Annotated in this window: 10 protein-coding genes; 3 read left to right on the forward strand and 7 right to left on the reverse strand. The window is 61.6% G+C overall.

Annotation, left to right across the window (positions count from 1 at the left end; all coding sequences use genetic code 11):
* Positions 1-2 precede the first annotated feature (2 nt).
* Together AC57B1_RS26645 and AC57B1_RS26650 are read right to left on the reverse strand one after the other, a co-directional pair.
* Positions 3-716 (reverse strand): HAD-IA family hydrolase, encoded by a 714-nt coding sequence (locus AC57B1_RS26645; protein ID WP_091802649.1) that lies wholly within the window; start codon positions 714-716, stop codon positions 3-5.
* A gap of 75 nt (positions 717-791) precedes the next feature.
* Complete coding sequence (locus AC57B1_RS26650; protein ID WP_091802646.1) at positions 792-1,868, reverse strand: ABC transporter ATP-binding protein; 1,077 nt, start codon at positions 1,866-1,868, stop codon at positions 792-794.
* 101 nt (positions 1,869-1,969) lie between these two features.
* On the opposite strand from AC57B1_RS26650, the gene AC57B1_RS26655 reads away from it, so the two are divergent.
* Positions 1,970-3,007 (forward strand): LysR substrate-binding domain-containing protein, encoded by a 1,038-nt coding sequence (locus AC57B1_RS26655; protein WP_408348152.1) that lies wholly within the window; start codon positions 1,970-1,972, stop codon positions 3,005-3,007.
* A gap of 221 nt (positions 3,008-3,228) precedes the next feature.
* Here the strand turns inward: AC57B1_RS26655 and AC57B1_RS26660 are convergent, their stop codons facing one another.
* Complete coding sequence (locus tag AC57B1_RS26660; RefSeq protein WP_496419154.1) at positions 3,229-6,144, reverse strand: AMP-binding protein; 2,916 nt, start codon at positions 6,142-6,144, stop codon at positions 3,229-3,231.
* Positions 6,145-6,207: 63 nt separating this feature from the next.
* A complete protein-coding gene (locus AC57B1_RS26665) occupies positions 6,208-7,779 on the reverse strand; it encodes an AMP-binding protein (protein WP_496419155.1) in 1,572 nt (523 codons plus the stop codon).
* Between the two features lie 659 nt (positions 7,780-8,438).
* Here AC57B1_RS26665 and AC57B1_RS26670 point away from each other — a divergent pair.
* Positions 8,439-9,389 carry a universal stress protein gene (locus tag AC57B1_RS26670; protein WP_496419156.1) on the forward strand — a complete coding sequence of 317 codons (951 nt, stop codon included), beginning with the start codon at positions 8,439-8,441 and terminating at the stop codon, positions 9,387-9,389.
* Positions 9,390-9,471: 82 nt separating this feature from the next.
* Here the strand turns inward: AC57B1_RS26670 and AC57B1_RS26675 are convergent, their stop codons facing one another.
* Positions 9,472-10,530: an AI-2E family transporter gene (locus tag AC57B1_RS26675; RefSeq protein ID WP_496419157.1), complete on the reverse strand. Its 1,059-nt coding sequence runs from the start codon at positions 10,528-10,530 to the stop codon at positions 9,472-9,474.
* Between the two features lie 244 nt (positions 10,531-10,774).
* Here AC57B1_RS26675 and AC57B1_RS26680 point away from each other — a divergent pair, with 244 nt between their 5' ends.
* The gene (locus AC57B1_RS26680) at positions 10,775-13,435 is read left to right on the forward strand and encodes a cation-translocating P-type ATPase (RefSeq protein ID WP_496419158.1); all 2,661 of its coding nucleotides are present in this window, start codon (positions 10,775-10,777) and stop codon (positions 13,433-13,435) included.
* Here the strand turns inward: AC57B1_RS26680 and AC57B1_RS26685 are convergent.
* Together AC57B1_RS26685 and AC57B1_RS26690 are read right to left on the reverse strand one after the other, a co-directional pair.
* On the reverse strand, positions 13,407-14,405 hold the full coding sequence (locus AC57B1_RS26685; RefSeq protein ID WP_496419159.1) for an FAD:protein FMN transferase: 999 nt from the start codon (positions 14,403-14,405) through the stop codon (positions 13,407-13,409). The two genes, AC57B1_RS26680 and AC57B1_RS26685, sit on opposite strands and share 29 nt — an antisense overlap.
* Positions 14,386-16,602: a PepSY domain-containing protein gene (locus AC57B1_RS26690; protein WP_496419160.1), complete on the reverse strand. Its 2,217-nt coding sequence runs from the start codon at positions 16,600-16,602 to the stop codon at positions 14,386-14,388. Before AC57B1_RS26690 ends, AC57B1_RS26685 begins: the two co-directional genes overlap by 20 nt.
* Positions 16,603-16,607: the final 5 nt, after the last annotated feature.

Genomic DNA, 16,607 nt, shown 5'->3' on the forward strand with positions numbered 1-16,607 from the left:
GCTCAGGCGGCGAGGCGCGCTTCGGCTTCGACGGCGTCGGCGAGCGCGCCGAGCGTCGCGAACTTGAAGGTCGGCGTGGTGACGGCTTCCGGCACGGGCGTGGCGCCGAAGCCCTTCGCGCCCTGACGGCGTTCGATCCAGCAGGTCGCGTAGCCGAGGCTGGTGGCGACGCCGATGTCGTGATACTGGCTCTGCGCGGTGTGCAGAATTTCGCCGAACTTGTAGCCGAACGCCGCCTGACGGCCGCGGTTGTACGCGAAGAATTGCGGATCGGGTTTGGCGACGCCAGTTTCGTCGCAGCAGACGGTGTCGTCGAACGGGTCGCCGAGCGTGTGTGCGTAGGCCGACAGCGCGACTCGGTCCGCATTGGTCATGGCCACAAGGCGAAAGTGTTTGCGCAGACGTTTGAGCGCCGCGACCGAATCCGCGAACGCCGGCCATTCGAGCACGTCGCGCTGGAAGGCGGCGGCCGATTGCGCGTCGTCGGGCAGACCGAGTTCCTTTGCCAGCGACAGGTAGACGTTCGCCATTTCATGGCTCGAACGGCCCGGGTAGGCCGCACGGCCGCGCATATACGGCTCGAAAATCTGGTCGTCGGTCAGGTCTTTCGCGGCCGGGCCGCCGAGGCGGCGCACGGAGGCGAGTACGCCGCGCTCGAAGTCGATGAGCGTGCCGACGACGTCGAACGTCAGGACCTTGAAATCGGTGAGCTTCATGAAATCATCCTTTGCAGTGTGCTGTGAATCGGGAGAGGGTTTGCCCTGGCGAGGGCGGGAAATAGCAAAATGGAATCAGGCGGGCACGACGATCGTGTCCTGCGGATCGAGTACGACGCTCATCGGCGCGCCCGGCTCGGGAATGCGGCGGCGCGAGTCGTGCCCGCCGGGTTGCCTGAGGCTGATGGCGGTGCCGTCGGCGAGGGTTGCGAACACGCGCAAGCTTTCGCCCTGATACAGCACCTCGGTGACGCGGCATGCCAGCCGATTGACGCCGTCGCGGCTGTCGCCGCTATCGATCACGAGTTTTTCGGTCTGCACCGCGAGCAGCAGTTTGTCGCCGCGTGGCAGCGGGTGCGCGGTGCGCAGCACCGTGTCGCCGAGCCGCACGGCGTCGTCGCCGGCGCGCGTCACGGCAAGCAGTGTCGCCTCACCAATGAAGCTCGCGACAAACGCGTCGCATGGGCGGTCGTAGAGCCGCTCGGGCGTGTCGATCTGCACGAGCCGGCCGTTCTTCAGCACGGCTACGCGGTCGCTCATGGTGAGCGCTTCGCGCTGGTCGTGCGTCACGTAGACGATCGTCGCGCCGAGCTTGCGATGCAGCCGCCGTAGCTCGATCTGCATGGTTTCGCGCAGTTGCTTGTCGAGCGCGGAGAGCGGTTCGTCCATCAGGATCAGTTGCGGCTCGAACACCATGGCCCGGGCGAGCGCCACGCGCTGGCGCTGGCCGCCCGACAGCTGGCCGATGCCGCGGCTCTCGTAGCCGGAGAGTTCGACCATCGCGAGCGCGTCGGCGACTTTCCTCGCCCACGTGGCTTTTGGTTGACGCCGCGCGCGCAGCGGAAAGGCGACGTTATCGCCCACGCTCATGTGCGGAAAGAGCGCGTAGTTCTGAAAGACGATGCCGATGTCGCGCTTGTGCGGCGGCGCAAATGTAATGTCGCGCTCGCCGACCCAGACCGCTCCCGAACTCGGTTGCACGAAGCCGCCGAGAATGCCGAGCAGGGTGGTCTTGCCGGAACCCGAGGGGCCGAGCAGCGACACGAATTCGCCGGGGGCGATGTCGAGTGAAACGTCGTCGAGGGCCACGACGTGGCCATAACGTTTCGCTGCCGATCGGATCGAAACACCTGTTTTCGCTCGTGCGTCCATTGCGTCCTGTCTCGCTGTAGAAGCCTGCGTTAGGGAAAATATAGGCCGAGCCATTTTTGGCGGCAATTCCCAAATTGTTGGATAGGGCATAACATCAGGTCATGCCCAACCTTCGCAAAAAACTGCCGAGCGCCAACGCGCTGTTCGTCTTCGAGGCGGCCGCGCGCTGCGGCAACTTCACGCGTGCGGCGCAGGAGTTATATGTCAGCCAGCCGGCGGTAAGCCGCATGCTCTCGCGTATGGAAGACCATCTCGGCGTGCGCCTGTTCGAGCGCGTGCGGGGCGGAATCGAGCTGACCGAGAGCGGCAGGATCCTTTACCGGAAGATATCCGAAGGCTTCGACGGCATAGAAAGCGCGATACGCGAGATCGAAGCGCGCGCAACCGGTGTCGAGTCGGTCACGCTGTCGGTGTCCACCGCGTTCACCACACACTGGCTGATGCCGCGCATGAGTCGCCTGAACGAGGCGTTTCCGAATGTCGACTTGCGGTTTCAGCTCATCTCGGGGCGAATCGGCGGGCCGCTCGTCGATGTGGATCTCGGCATGCGCTTCCTGCGCGAGGACCAGATCGGCGAGAACAGCGTGCTCGTGATGCCGGAGACGCTGCTGCCGGTGTGCAACCGGCGCTATCACGAGACAGCCGCGACCGAGGCGGGCCGCAAGCACGGCGATACGGTGATCGTGATGGACGACGGCGAGCGCGGCTGGCATGACAGGTTCGCCGCGTTTGCGGCACAGGGGCGGCACGCCGCGAGCATGCTGAGCTTCAACGACTACGCCATCGTCGTGCAGGCGGCATTGCTTGGGCAGGGTGTCGCACTCGGCTGGCTCAACGTGGTGTCGCATTGGCTTCTCGAGGGCGCGCTGCTGCCCGCGGAGGAGGAACTGGTCATGACGGACCGGCGCTGCTGTCTGGTGTGGCCGGAGAACCGGCCGTTGCGGCCGGTTGCCGCGGAAGTGCGCGACTGGATCATCGAGGAGACGCGCGCCGACGTGCGCGCGGTGGACCGTAAATACCCGAAACTGGGACTGCGGCGCCTGCTGGCGCAGGCGGGCTTGGTGATCGGCCCGGCCCGGGGCGAGGCGCGAAGCGAGGCGGCGGTCCAGTCAGTCAACCCGTCGGCCACGGTGAGATAAGCACCCGTGCCGTGTCCATGGGCGCTGTCAAGTTGGCGGCTGTTCGAAACTCGTTTTCAGCACGGACCAGTGCTCCGGACCATGTCAAGGCTAATCAGATCGTCGCCATTCCGGCGTCCCCGCCCATGGCACCCGGGCAGATGTCGGAGCGGCGCAGTTAGTGTCCGTCCTGGCATGGGCATTCTGGTGTCGAACCGGGTGAACCCTCAAATAGCGCAGGCTTAGATCTCGGTGTGACGAGTGGGGGTTTCCAGCGGGGAAATTTCACTCAGAATCCGTTCCCCGCAATGGCCTGCTATTGCATCGCGTGCGGTGTCACGCAGGGCCGCAGCAGCCTTCATGTCGTCTCCTGTTGGTTCCAGAGCGGGGAGCACGGTAACGGTAACGTCGGCTCGCGTTGGCAACCACTGTCCATCCGGAAGCACAACGCGTGCGCCCGCGATTGCGACCGGTACGACAGGCCGGTGCGATGCGCAGGCGGCCACAAAGGCGCCGAGACGAAACTGCCGCAGTCCCGCGGATCGGACGAATGTTCCTTCAGGAAAGAGGAGCAGCGAGGTTCCAGCCGTCGCCTGCTTCACCAGTTCGCGTTCGTCTTCGGTCATGCGCGCATAGTCGATGCGCTCGACAAAGCGGGTGCCGATTGCCCGAAGGAAGGCACCCATCAGCAATCCGCCGGCCAACTCACGCTTGGCGACGATGGCAAGCGGCATGCGGATGGCCGCCAGCAACACCAGCCCGTCAAGGTAGCTCGCGTGATTTGCAACGAAGATCGCCGGCCGCGCCATGTCGATGAGTTCGGCGCCGCGTACCGTCACACGAATGCCTGCAAGCATGAGGGCTAGCTGTGCCGCGCGCGATGCAATCGCCCAGTTTCGCCTGGCATCCGGATGCGATACGGTCATCAACCATGTCGGTATGGCGATCAGGGTTACGACCAGCCAGCACCATGCGCCGTACGCGATCTGCCTGGCGGCGGCTCGAACCCGCCGGCCGATTGGCCGTACGGTGTTCGTTCCGACGTCGAGCCACTGAAGCCACGCAGGGCGTGGCAGGAGATTCCCGCGACTACGCAGGTACATCTCCATCGTAGCCGCGTGACGAATCTTGCCGCTCGATGTCTTCAGAATGCTATGCGGCGGGACCAGAGCGATTTCTTCCGGCGGAGCGCCCAGCAGAGCCACGGAGGCTTCGTTGATGCCAGTGCGCATCGCCGCGAGTGCCTCAGGTGCCGTTTCGCGAGTCTCCGCAATGACGATCAGGCGATCGGTACCGGTCTCAATGTCGGGCGTTCCACACACTGCGACACAACCGTTGCGCACGCCAGGCAGATGCCCGACAGCCGCCTCCAGTTCATAGGGGAAGAAGTGACGCCCGGCCCGAATCACCAGATCCTTTACGCGGCCCGTGATGAACAGTTCTTCATCGGCCATATATCCCAGATCGCCGGTATCGAGCCAGCCAACATGAATTAGCCGCGCGGTCAGCTCCGCATTCTGAAAATACCCGCGCGTCGCGGATGGGCTTCGAAATTCAATTCTCCCGACCGTTCTCTCGGATACGTCATTGCCGTCGACGTCAACGATGCGGATCTGGTTGCGGGGTAATGCGCGTCCGCACGAGACCAGCTCGAGTACGTCATCAGGTGATTCCGCTTTTGCTGCACGCTGTGACTCAGCCAGTCGGATGCGACTGATACAGTCTGTTCGCACCCCGCGGCCCGGCTCCGAAAACGCCAGTCCAAGCGTGTTTTCCGCCAGACCGTAGACGGGGGTCAGGGCGGTCTCCCTGAACCCATGATCGGCAAAGCGTGAGGCGAATGCTCGCATGGTCGGCGCGCTGACGGGTTCTGCGCCGCAGAATGCGAGGCGCAATGAAGACAGATCGACGCCTTCGAGATCGGCGTCGTCGATCCGGCGCGTGCATCGCTCGTAGGCAAAGTTGGGTGCCGCCGTAATGGTGGCGCGGTAGTGGCCGATCGCCTGCAACCAGTGCGCTGGACGTGCGAGGAACGTCAGCGGGGACATCAGAATCAACGGGATACCAAAGTAAAGCGGCCCGAACCAGGCTCCAATCAGGCCCATGTCGTGGTACAGAGGGAGCCAGCTTGCGAAGATGTCGTGTTCCTCGATCCGGGCAGTCTCTCCCATTGCCCGGATATTGGCGAGCAGATTGGCGTGTGTGAGCACCACGCCTTTTGGCGCACCTGTGCTGCCGGAAGTGTACTGAAGCAACGCGACGTCTTGTGCGCGAGGGATATACCGCTCATTGTCCGTTTCGCCCATGAGCTGATGCGTCGTCACGATCTCACGCAACGTCGGTATCCGCGCCTTTGCCACAAGGCTTGCTACGAGTGCGTGTGACGGCACGATCATGACGCGTGAGCGCGCATCCAGCAGAATGGCCGCGTGTCGCTTCAGGTGATCGTCGATCCGTGCCGATCGCACCGGCGGATACACCGGCACGACTACTGCGCCGGCAAGCAGGATTCCCGCAAAGCTGGCGAAATAGTCGTTACCGGTCGGCAACATCAGTGCGACGGTGTCGCCGGGGTTCACGCCGAGCCTGTGCAACCCGCTCGATACCCGTAGGGCCGCCTCGTACAGCGCCGAGTAGGTCATTGTGTGTGACGACGCTTCCTCGTCGAGAAATACGATGTGCGTGTGCTCAGGTCGCCGGGATACGTGCCACTGCAATGCCTCGACCAGCGTTTGTGCGGCGATCGGCGGGTCAAGGGTGTCGGTCGGCGCTGGAAGCTCAGCGGTGCCGATTGCGCACCCCGGTTGCACCGATGTTTCTCCTTCAAGTGCGCGCAGTAAATCGCCGGGCGTCTTCGCCTGCTCGAACAACGCAACCGGAAAATGCACGCCGAGCGTTTTCTCGATGCGAGCCAGCAGTTCGGTGCGCGCGAGACTGTCGAGGCCAAGGTCACGTTCGAACTCGCTGTTCAGCGTGACGCCATGTGGCCTGTATCCCCGTGGGCCGACTTCAGCGGCGAAAGCATCGGCTATATCGAGCAACCGTTGGGCGTCGCTCGATCGGCGGCGGGTGACGTCTTCGTTCATATCGCACGACCGCTTCCGTGTCGGGATTTCAGCATAGGCGCGACGGGGAGGAGGGCGCTTGATCGTTGTCAATTGCTGAATTGCGCCTCGCGCGCAATCACGCGCCGTTACCCTGCAATCGCATCCCTGGCTCGGTCAGGTTAACGTTCGGCGGAGTACCTTGCCGAGCTGGTTCAGCGGCAAGGTGTCACGGAATTCAATTGACCGGGGAACCTTGTAGGCGCTTAGATTAGCGCGGCAGTGCTCCAGCACGGCGGCGGCAGTAAGATCCGCCGAGGACCGGACGACGAATAGTTTGACGGCGTGTCCGGTCCTTTCATCCGGCACGCCGACTACCGCAGCGGCGCTTACGCCCGCAAGCGCGCAGACCACGGTTTCGACATCCGAGGGGTAAACCTTGAAACCGGACACGACGATCACGTCTTTCTTGCGGTCCACCAGGACGAGCATCTGCGCGGGCGTGAGATAACCAACGTCCCCCGTGCGAAGCCAGCCCTCGGGCGAGATCACTTCCGCGGTCTCGACGGGGTTCATCCAGTAGCCGCGCATGACCTGCGGGCCCCGGACCCAGACTTCTCCGATGACACCCGCGGCGACAGCTGCGTTGTTGTCGTCACGGATGCTAACCTCGGTTGAAGGCAACGGATGACCGACTGATCCGGAAAAGTGCTTTGCATCCATCGGATTCACGCAGACGACTGGCGACGCTTCGGTCAGCCCGTACCCTTCGATAATCGGCACTCCCGTTGCTGACTGCCATCGCGCGGCAACCGAAGCCTGAATCGCTGCGCCGCCGCCGATCACGAGACGCAGGTGTGACCAGTCCACAGCGTCGAAATGCGGTGCGGTGAGAAGGGCATTGAATAGTGTATTCACGCCTAGCAGCGCGGTGGGCCGTGCGTGGCGCACGGTTCTGACGAGCGCGGCAAGGTCGTGAGGATCCGTTACCAGGACATTGTGCCCGCCGATTTCAAAGAAAGTCAGCAGACTGGCGGTCAGCGCGAATATATGAAAGAGCGGCAGCGGCGTGAGAATGGTCTGAGGCGAAGAACAGAACGCCGAACCCAGCCATGCACGAATCTGTGCGACGTTCGAGCTAAGGTTGCGATGCGTGAGCATCGCGCACTTGGGAGTGCCTGTCGTTCCTCCCGTGTATTGCAGCAGCGCGACATCGTCGAGACTGGGGCGGATGTGATCTCGCTCGATCGAATGCCGGCACGACAAGGCCGCACTGAATGTCCAGTATTCCCTTTTTGCAGGCGGAATCGAGTCACGCACGACGCGCTGTACAAAATCCATTGCGGCGCGCCTGGGCAGCGGAAGCAGATCGCCCACCGCGACGGATATAACAGCCTTCGCCTGATTCTCATCCAGGATTTCGTCCAGTTTGCAGGCAAAATTTTCCAGTATGACGATCGCTGAAACAGCCGCCGTGGCGAGCTGGATCTGAATCTCACGAGGCGTAGCCAGCGGATTGATATTGACGACGACGAGCCCGGCGTCGAGGACGCCATAAAAGGCGACGACATAGGGTAAGCCATTCGGCAAGATGAGTGCGACACGCTCGAGCGGCGCAAGTTTGAATTCGTTGACAAGAAACGCGGAAAAGCGGTGCGCGTATAGCGCAACGTCCCGATATTCGAGCGTGTGACTGAACGAACTGAACGCGGGGCGTCCTGCGTAACGCGTACAGGCAGCCTCGAACATTTCAGGCAACGTTCTAACGCTTCTGGCATCGATCGCTGCGACAGGCGGCTCGGACGAGGGAGCGTCCATCGCTTTCGGGCACTTCATGGTCGATCGGGCCTTTGTCGTATAGAGGAGACGCGATGACAGTCAGGTCTGCGCACCTAAGGACTACGTGTGCGTAGCCGGCTTGGCAGGCGTTAAAAGGTCAACGAGTACGTATTCATCGACATATTCACTTCAGCGCCTGATTTGTGTCGCTATGGATCGAGCATAGGACTCGTTCGCCATGAGAGATTGACGTGTGTCAAGACGACCGGTGTGTCCAACGGATCGAATGCGATGGAGGCTCATCATGTCTGTTCTCAGCCAGAGCAATGCATTGGTCGCAATGAATGGTCCGTCGGAGCGCGCAATCATTTGCTATTGGAATCCGAACCGCAATGCGAGACATGAAGTGTCCTGTTCAGACGGCTTCGAGCAACAGTGATAACTCGTGGGGCGGATGGGTTGAGTCAGGTCAATCTGGGGGATGAGCCGGCGAATAGAGTTTACTGGGGCGTTGTTATCCGGACAGCCCGTGGGCAGGGCGCATGAGAGTGTCGTCGCGCGCGAAGGCTCGACAAACCGTCTGAGGAAACATAACGGACCCACCATGCGGACACCTTGGAGACTTCGTCATGAGCACTACCAGTTCAACCCTCCTTGATCACGACGAAGTCGGTCGCATTCTCATTGCTGTAGACGCTTCGCCCGCCTCTTTGCGCGCTGCGGCCTATGTTCAAGGCATTGCGGCGCGAGGGGCACACGTGCGAATCATCAGTGTGGCTGAAGATCCACGCAGGCTGATCCCGTTGGATCCACTTGTCGGAGTGGATCTCAGTTCGGTGCGCGACGAGTTGCTGCGCGGTGCCGCAGATGCGGTCACTCAGGCACAGACCATATTTTCGAGCGGCGAGACGGTTGTCGACACGGAGGTGATCGATCTTTCCATGCAGGGTCGGGATCTAGCTTATGCACTGCTTGAAGCAGCGCGGACGTGGCGAGCCGATCTCCTCGTGGTTGGCACCCGACAGAACCGTCGGCTGCTACGCTGGCTGGAAGGAACCGTTTCTGAACCTCTGGCGCGAATCTGCCCGTGCTCGATTCTAGTTGTTCCAGCTTCTTATGAAAGAGATACCTGCGGCGGTCCGAAGCGAATGCTCTTCGCCGTCGACGGTAGCTCACCATCGCGGCATGCCCTTCGATACGGATTAAAACTCGCCACGAAGCAGACGTCCTTGCGTATCGTAAACATTCTTGATCAGGCGGTGAGGATGAGCGATTTTGTGCCACTTCCTCTGCTTGAAGATGCACTTGTCAAGGAGGGCAACGCAGCACTTGCGGCGGCAGCGGAGTTGCTGGCCGGATTACGAATCGAGGCGGAATCCGCGATGATCAGCACGGAAAGAACCGGCGACGATGTGCCCCACGCCATCGTGAGGGAGGCAGATCATTGGAGCGCCGATCTGGTCGTCATGGGCACACACGGCCGGCGTGGTATCTCGCGCTGGCTGCTGGGTAGCGTGGCGAGTCGCGTACTGCGTATCACCCACGTGCCGGTGTTGCTCGTGCGCCCGCTCGAAGCCTGAAACAGGCTCCGGTCGCGGTGAAAGTTTGGGCGAAATGATTTCCTTGTATTCCTGAGCTCGTGCCGGCACCGCTCGCGATCCACTACTTAGGCGTGTCATTCCGCTGAACCGGTTGCCGCACGTGTTGCCGTGTCGCCTCTGTCTGCCATTCGCGCCACAGCGCCATCAGAACAGCCAGTATGGCGGGCCCAAGGAACAATCCGATCAGACCGAATGCGGCGAGTCCACCAAGCACACCAAACATGACGAGCAGAAATGGAATGCGTGCGCTGCTGCTAATCACAAACGGCCTTATCAGATTGTCTACCCAGCTAATGACCAGCATTCCCCAGAGCAATAACCCGACTCCGGCCACCGTGCGGCCCGCAAATAAAAGGCCGACCGCCACCGGTACCCACACCAGTGGCGTGCCAAAAGGGATCAATGCTACGAGAGCAGTGATCCCTGCCAGCGTGACGGGCGCAGTTACGCCTGCGGCCCAATAACCCAGCCCGGCCAACACTGCCTGCGCGATCGCTGTCAGCACAATGCCGTAGACGACGGATCGGGTCATGCTGCCGATCGCGGTGAGATAGTCGTCAAGGCGCTCGCCAAGGAAAGGCCGCAAAGCCTGCCGTATCTGATTCAGGAGACTTTCTCCATCGCGATACGCAAAAAACAGCGTCACCAGAGCAAACCCCAGCTTTGTGGCGTTTCGGGCCGCACTTCCGAGGAGGTCACCAATTTCGCTTGTCCAGCGATTCGCCCATCCTGAGAGTTGGGAGCGAATGGCAGGCGGATCAATCTCCACATGATCGAGAAACGCCTGCAACGAGGACCCGATCCAGGGGATGCGCGCCAGAAAATCGGGTATGTCGCGAGGACGATCGGAGAAGTAGGCGACGATAGCCCGGCTGGCGTCCCTTAGATCTTCTGTCAACGGCTTCATCAGCCAGACGACTGGCAGTATGCACGCACACGTCAGGAGAAGGGTCATCAGCAGCGCGCTAGTACCCGCGCTTTCGCGGAGCAGGCGTCGCAAACGGCTGTAGGCGGGCCAGGTGACATACGAAATAATCAGCGCCCACGCGACCGGAACTAGAAAAGGGCGCAGAACCATGAACCCCAAAGCTACCAGACCAGCCAGAAGCAGTGCTAGCACGACATGCTTTCCCGATCGCATTGAGCGCTCCCGTTCGTGGATTCGGCGTTTCTGTATCCGGGCAGTCATCGCAGGCCGAAACAATGCATCCAGATGCGAGACCGGAGACCATATGATCTGTCGCTACCCGCACGTTACTGCTTGATAAAGGTCAATCAGCGAGTCTGACCCGCACCGATACTGGCACTTGCCGCGTACCGCTTCAATGCGACGTTCGTCGACTCTCGTACAGAAGGATCGGTCCATGTTGACTCCGACGCGCACGATTTGCCCTGGGGCAGAGGGTTCCAACACATGGCACGCAATGCAGGTCGCGGCCATCGCCATGCAACTGGGCACCGATTGCGAGGATGGCCTGACACTGGCAGAGGCGCACCGGCGCCTCGCCAAAGACGGGCCGAACGAGATTCGTGAGCAGCGTCGCCGGGGCGTCCTTGACATGCTGATCTGTCAGTTCAAGGACTTCATGATCGTCGCTCTGTTGGCGGCGGCTCTCGTGTCGGGCCTGATCGGCGAGGCTGCGGACGCGCTCGTGATCGTCGCGATCGTGTTGCTTAACGGCACAGTCGGCTTCATCCAGGACTATCGCGCCGAGCGTGTGATGGCGTCGCTCGCACAACTCGCCAGGCTGCAGGCGACAGTCATTCGCGAAGGCGAATGTCAAACGGTCCCGGCATCGGGCATTGTGCAGGGCGACGTCGTTTTGCTGGATACCGGTTCTACCGTTCCCGTCGATCTTCGTCTTGCCGAGGCGTCCGGGCTGAAGATCGCCGAAGCAGTTCTCACTGGGGAGTCGGTGCCGGCAGAGAAGGGCACCGCGTCGCTTGACGACGCTTCGCTACAACTCGCCGACCGGACAAATATGGCTTTCAAGGGCACTGTTGTCACTTACGGTCGAGCACGAGGTATTGCCGTTGCTACCGGCATGGCCACCGAACTCGGCAAGATTGCCGGGATGATCGAAGCGGCACCTGTAGTCCAGACGCCGCTGCAAAAGCGTCTTGCAGCGTTTGGGCGCCGGTTGGCCATGATGATTCTTGTGATCTGCGCGATCATCTTTGCGACAGGTGTGCTGCGGGGCGAGCCAGTGCTGCTCATGCTTCTCACGAGCCTGAGTCTTGCCGTCGCCGCTATCCCTGAAGCTTTACCCGCAGTGGTGACCGTGATGCTTGCCCTTGGTGCGCGCAATATGGCACGACACAATGCCCTGGTGCGACGTTTGCCTGCGGTCGAAACCTTGGGGTCCGTGAGCTGGATCTGTACCGACAAGACTGGCACATTGACCCTGAACGAGATGTGCACAACTGAGCTCTACGCTGATGGCGTGCGGTTACCCATCGTATCGTTCGATACAAAAAGGCCCGCGACGAGATGCTTGCTGGAGGCATTGGCGTTATGCAACAACGTTAGCCGCGCTGCGGGCGGGGAGGTCGCTGGCGATCCGACCGAGGTTGCGTTGTGGAGAGTGGCCGCTGACGCTGGCTTCGACAAGAGCGCGCTCGAAGTCACGAGCCCGCGCTTCCTGGAGTTCCCGTTTGACTCCGATCGCAAGCGGATGACAACGATTCACCGCAGCGGAACCGGATTTATTGCTTACACGAAGGGCGCACCGGAGACGGTCATTGAACGTTGCAACGCGTCCCTGTCAGATCATGGGATGGTCGCTGTGGACCACGAACGCGTGCTGGCGGCGGCGGAGGCGATGGCGGATAGTGGTCTTCGTGTACTCGCCGTCGCGAGCCGGAAGTGGGACAGTCTGCCTGCCGGTCACGATATAGAAGAAATCGAATGCGGCCTCACTTTGCTTGGCCTGGCTGGCATGCGTGATCCGCCGCGGCCCGACGTACGGCAGGCAGTCAAGGCTTGCAGATCGGCAGGGATCACACCCGTAATGGTCACGGGGGATCACCCTGTAACCGCGTGTGCTATCGCCCGCGAACTTGGCATTCTCGCCCCCGGGGACACCGTGTTGACCGGCCAGGAACTCAGTCGTCTCACGGATGAAGCGCTAGTCGCGCAGGTTGTGCATACCCGCGTGTTTGCCCGGGTGGACCCGGCGCAAAAAATCAGGATCGTCGAGGCCGTTCGGGCGCATGGCCAGTTCGTCGCGATGACCGGTGATGGCGTGAACGACGCGCCGGCGCTCGCCGGCGCGGATATCGGCATTGCGATGGGGAAAAAAGGCACCGATGTTGCGCGGGATGCGGCCAGTATCGTGCTGCTGGACGACAACTTCGCCACCATCGTCGGTGCCGTCGAAGAGGGGCGGCGAATCTTCGATAATGTACGCAAGTTCATTCGCTACGCCTTGACGTGCAATTCGGCCGAGATATGGACTATTTTTCTCGCGCCTTTTCTCGGCCTGCCGATTCCCTTGCTTCCCATACACATCCTGTGGATTAACCTGGTCACCGATGGACTGCCGGGGCTGGCACTGGCGGCCGAACCGGCGGAGAAGGGCGTCATGCTACGGCCACCACGGCCCCCAGGGGAAAGCGTCTTTGCCCGCGGCATGTGGCAGCACATCGTATGGGTTGGGCTCGCAATGGCCGGTGTCACGCTGCTCACGCAGGCATACGCCATTCACGTCGCTTCGGCACATTGGCAGACCATGACCTTTACGGTGCTCACGCTCTCCCAGATGGGACACGTACTTGCCATCCGATCGGAGCAAGAGTCGTTTTTCGCGCGGGGAGCGCGTTCAAACATGCCCCTTGTGGGCGCGGTGCTGCTCACCTTTGCGCTTCAACTGGCGACGATCTATGTACCCATGTTGAACACCGTTTTCCGGACGACAGCGCTTAATATGACTGAGTTGGCAATGTGTGTTCTGCTCTCCAGTGTGGTGTTCGTTCTGGTCGAGCTCGAGAAACACCTTATCCGCCGGGGACTTCTATACCGTTGAAACCCGCATCAAACAAACCCGTGCCGATCGCCAGTATGTGTGCGCCATCGCGCAGCAGAAAAAGTGCGTCCAGCTGCTTGCGGCGTGCGAAATCCAGGCCTTTCTGAGGCCCCAACACCATGAGCGCGGTTGCATAAGCATCCGCGTCCATGCAGGACCTCGCCAGCACTGTGACCGACGCGACCCCGTTGCATAAAGGCTCACCTGCGCGCGGATCCACGACATGCGAGATGCGCTTGCCCTCGCATTCGCTCCAGTGACGATAGTCCCCCGAAGTTGCGACCGCGATATCCGTGAGTTCGATCACGCCGAGCGCCTCCCGGCGTTCATAGTCGGGACGCTCGATTGCGATTGCCCACAATGCCTGGCCAGGCTTTGTGCCTCGCGCACGCATCTCACCGTCGATTCCGACAAGCCACGACCGAACGTCATGACTGTCCAGCACACGCGCCAATTCGTCTACGCCGAAGCCTTTGGCGATACCGCACAAGTCGAGGCTCACATGCGCCTGCTTGCGAGCGCGACACTGCTCGACGTCGACGTCGAGCAGTTCGACCAGCGGGCGTCGGGGTCGTTCCCGCGAGGCTTCCCGCATGGTTGGCCGCGGCGCGTTGGATGGGCCGAAGCCCCACTGATCCACCACATCGCCGACACCTGCGTTGAACGCATTGTCTGTCTCGCGCCCCATCTCCGTCGCGCGCACCAGCACCGTCGCAAGATTGCGGGATATCGGCACCCAGACGTCGGGCTCGGCTCTATTCAACCGTGTCAAATCGGAACTGTCCTTCCAGTTCGACATTTCCTCGTCCGCCGCTCGTACCGCCGCATCCAGTTCAGAAGCGATCAGGGCGCGGTCCAACCCCGCCGGCGCGTAGCATTGCACGCTGTATCGGGTGCCCATCGTCGGTCCGTTGAACGTATAGCGCTCGGGACAACCGGCCATCGGTCCTTCAATAGACATCTTCGACATATCTTCCCTTCAATCTCATCTCGTTCACGGAAAGGCCGGAGCCATCCAGAATGTGTTCCCACGCTCGGGCCACGCCGTTGCCCATGTCTCTGCCTCCGCACACCATGATCTGCGCTCCGCTGGCGACGAGTTCACGAAGCGTTGGCGCGTCGGCCATAAGTCGCTCCTGCACGTAGGTCTTCCGTACGGGGCACGAGAAGGCGGTCTTGAAAGTTGTCAGCCGGCGGTTGCCGACCAGGTTCTGCAACTCTTCGTCGTACAGGAACGCCTCGCCTGAGCGTCTGGCGCCAAAATACAGATGCATGGGCCGCCCCGCCGAGTTTTGCCGGATGAAGCCAACGAATGGGCTGATGCCCGTCCCGGCGCCGATAAGAATGATTGGCGCCTCTCCCGCCGCGGGTCTGAACGCAGGGTTCCGGCGAATGAACGCCTGAATCGCGTTGCCGGGCTGCGAAGCTGTCAGATAGCCAGAGCAGGCCCCATGCGCATGCCTGCGCACGCAGATTTCGATAAAACCATCTCGCGAAGCGCTCGCGAGCGAGTAGAACCTCGGCACGGTGTCGCCGGGCGGGATCACCCCGAGCAGGTCGCCCGCGTCGAATGACGGCAGAGCCCTTTGCAGCGGGGTGTGCCACCGCCGATTGCGCGGTGTGCCGCGGACAAAGCGCAACACCGACGTGACACTTCCAGAGTCGAGTCCATAGTCCTTGCGCTCCACAAGCGTCAGGGAGACGGTGCGCGGTAGCGACGGCTGGTAGCGCACGTCGAGTTGCATGTCGAGTGCGATACCCAGTCGCTCGCTCCACGTCCTGAACGTGCTCTCCGACTGCCGGTCAACGCTGCTGCACTCGATGAGCGCCTGGCCGCCTTTGGCGATCAACGCATCGTGCACGGTTTGCGCATAACCACAGAAATGGGGGAACTGGCGATCTCCAAAACCGAGGACGGCAAACGTTGGTGGAACATAGTCGTTCATGCTCGCGAGCTTGCTCAAATACTGCGTGGCGTTGGACGGTGCCTCACCATCGCCATACGTCGAAGTCAGTACGATCAGGCGTTGCGCCTTGCAGTGGCGTGACGAAAGATCGTTCATCGGCGCTATATGCACGCGAAAATTCGCGCGCGTCAGCGCCTGATGAATTGCGGCAGCGAACGCCCAGGTGCTGTTTCCTTCGCTTCCCACGAGAATGACCGTATCGGCCTGACCCGCGCTCACTTTGTCTGGAACTTTTACCGTCGCGCGGCGACGCCGCACCCATAGCCATACTCCAGTAATCGCCAAAACCGGCACCGACGCGCTCGCAAGCCCGAGGATCAGCGCGAGCCACCACAGTCCCTCGCCCGTATGCAGCATGAACACGACCTCGTGAAAACGCTGCCAAGCGTCATTGGGCTGCCACGCGAGCCATTTCCCTGACGACGGGTCGATGTAACCGGTGCCGCTCGATGTCCGCAACGCGTAGACATCGCCCGGGTTCTGGGGGGAGGGCAACATCAGTTCACGCAGGTCGGTTACATCGACGTTCCTGAGCGCAGCAACGCGATTCACTGCAAGCGGGGCGCCGGTGCTCACGGAGGCCGGAAACGGAAGTTGCGCCGTGGCTCGTTCGGGGATCACCTCGAAGGTCGTCAACGACAGGACGAGCCCTGTTGCAGCCGAGAGCGTCAGCCCGAGAATGGCGACGCGGGCAACCTCATTGTGGATTCGCTGCAGACCGCTACCCCGAATGCGGCCGGACAGCTTCGCCCATCCGCCCATACGGCGTTCGAGTAGCGCAAGGCCGGATGCGGCCAGCAGCACCATCAAACCTGCCCCGACGCCGGTTGCGACGCGCCCGGCATCGCCTATGAGCAGCTTGCGGTGCAGATTGGTCAGCCAGCGCATGGTGGTCGATGGCGTATAAGGTTCGATACCGTCACCTGTCACGGGATCGATGCTGGCGGCGCCAGACTCGCCGCCTGAAGAGTAATAGGCAATGACGGCGCCCGAGGGCTTTCGCACGATTTTCTCGAGGCCGGGGTAATGGGCCTTCACACGTGCGGCGAGCGTCGCGGCGTCGAGCGAATGCTGGCTAACCTGAACTACACCTGCGCGTTCAATCGCAGGGTTCAGAGACAGCATCGCACCGGAGATCGCCGTGACCATCAGGACGAGGGCGGCGATCAGTCCGGGCAACGAATGAAGCTTGCGAAGCATGTCAT

The sequence above is a fragment of the Paraburkholderia sp. BGA-UO-ETr-F21 genome (assembly GCF_059567925.1).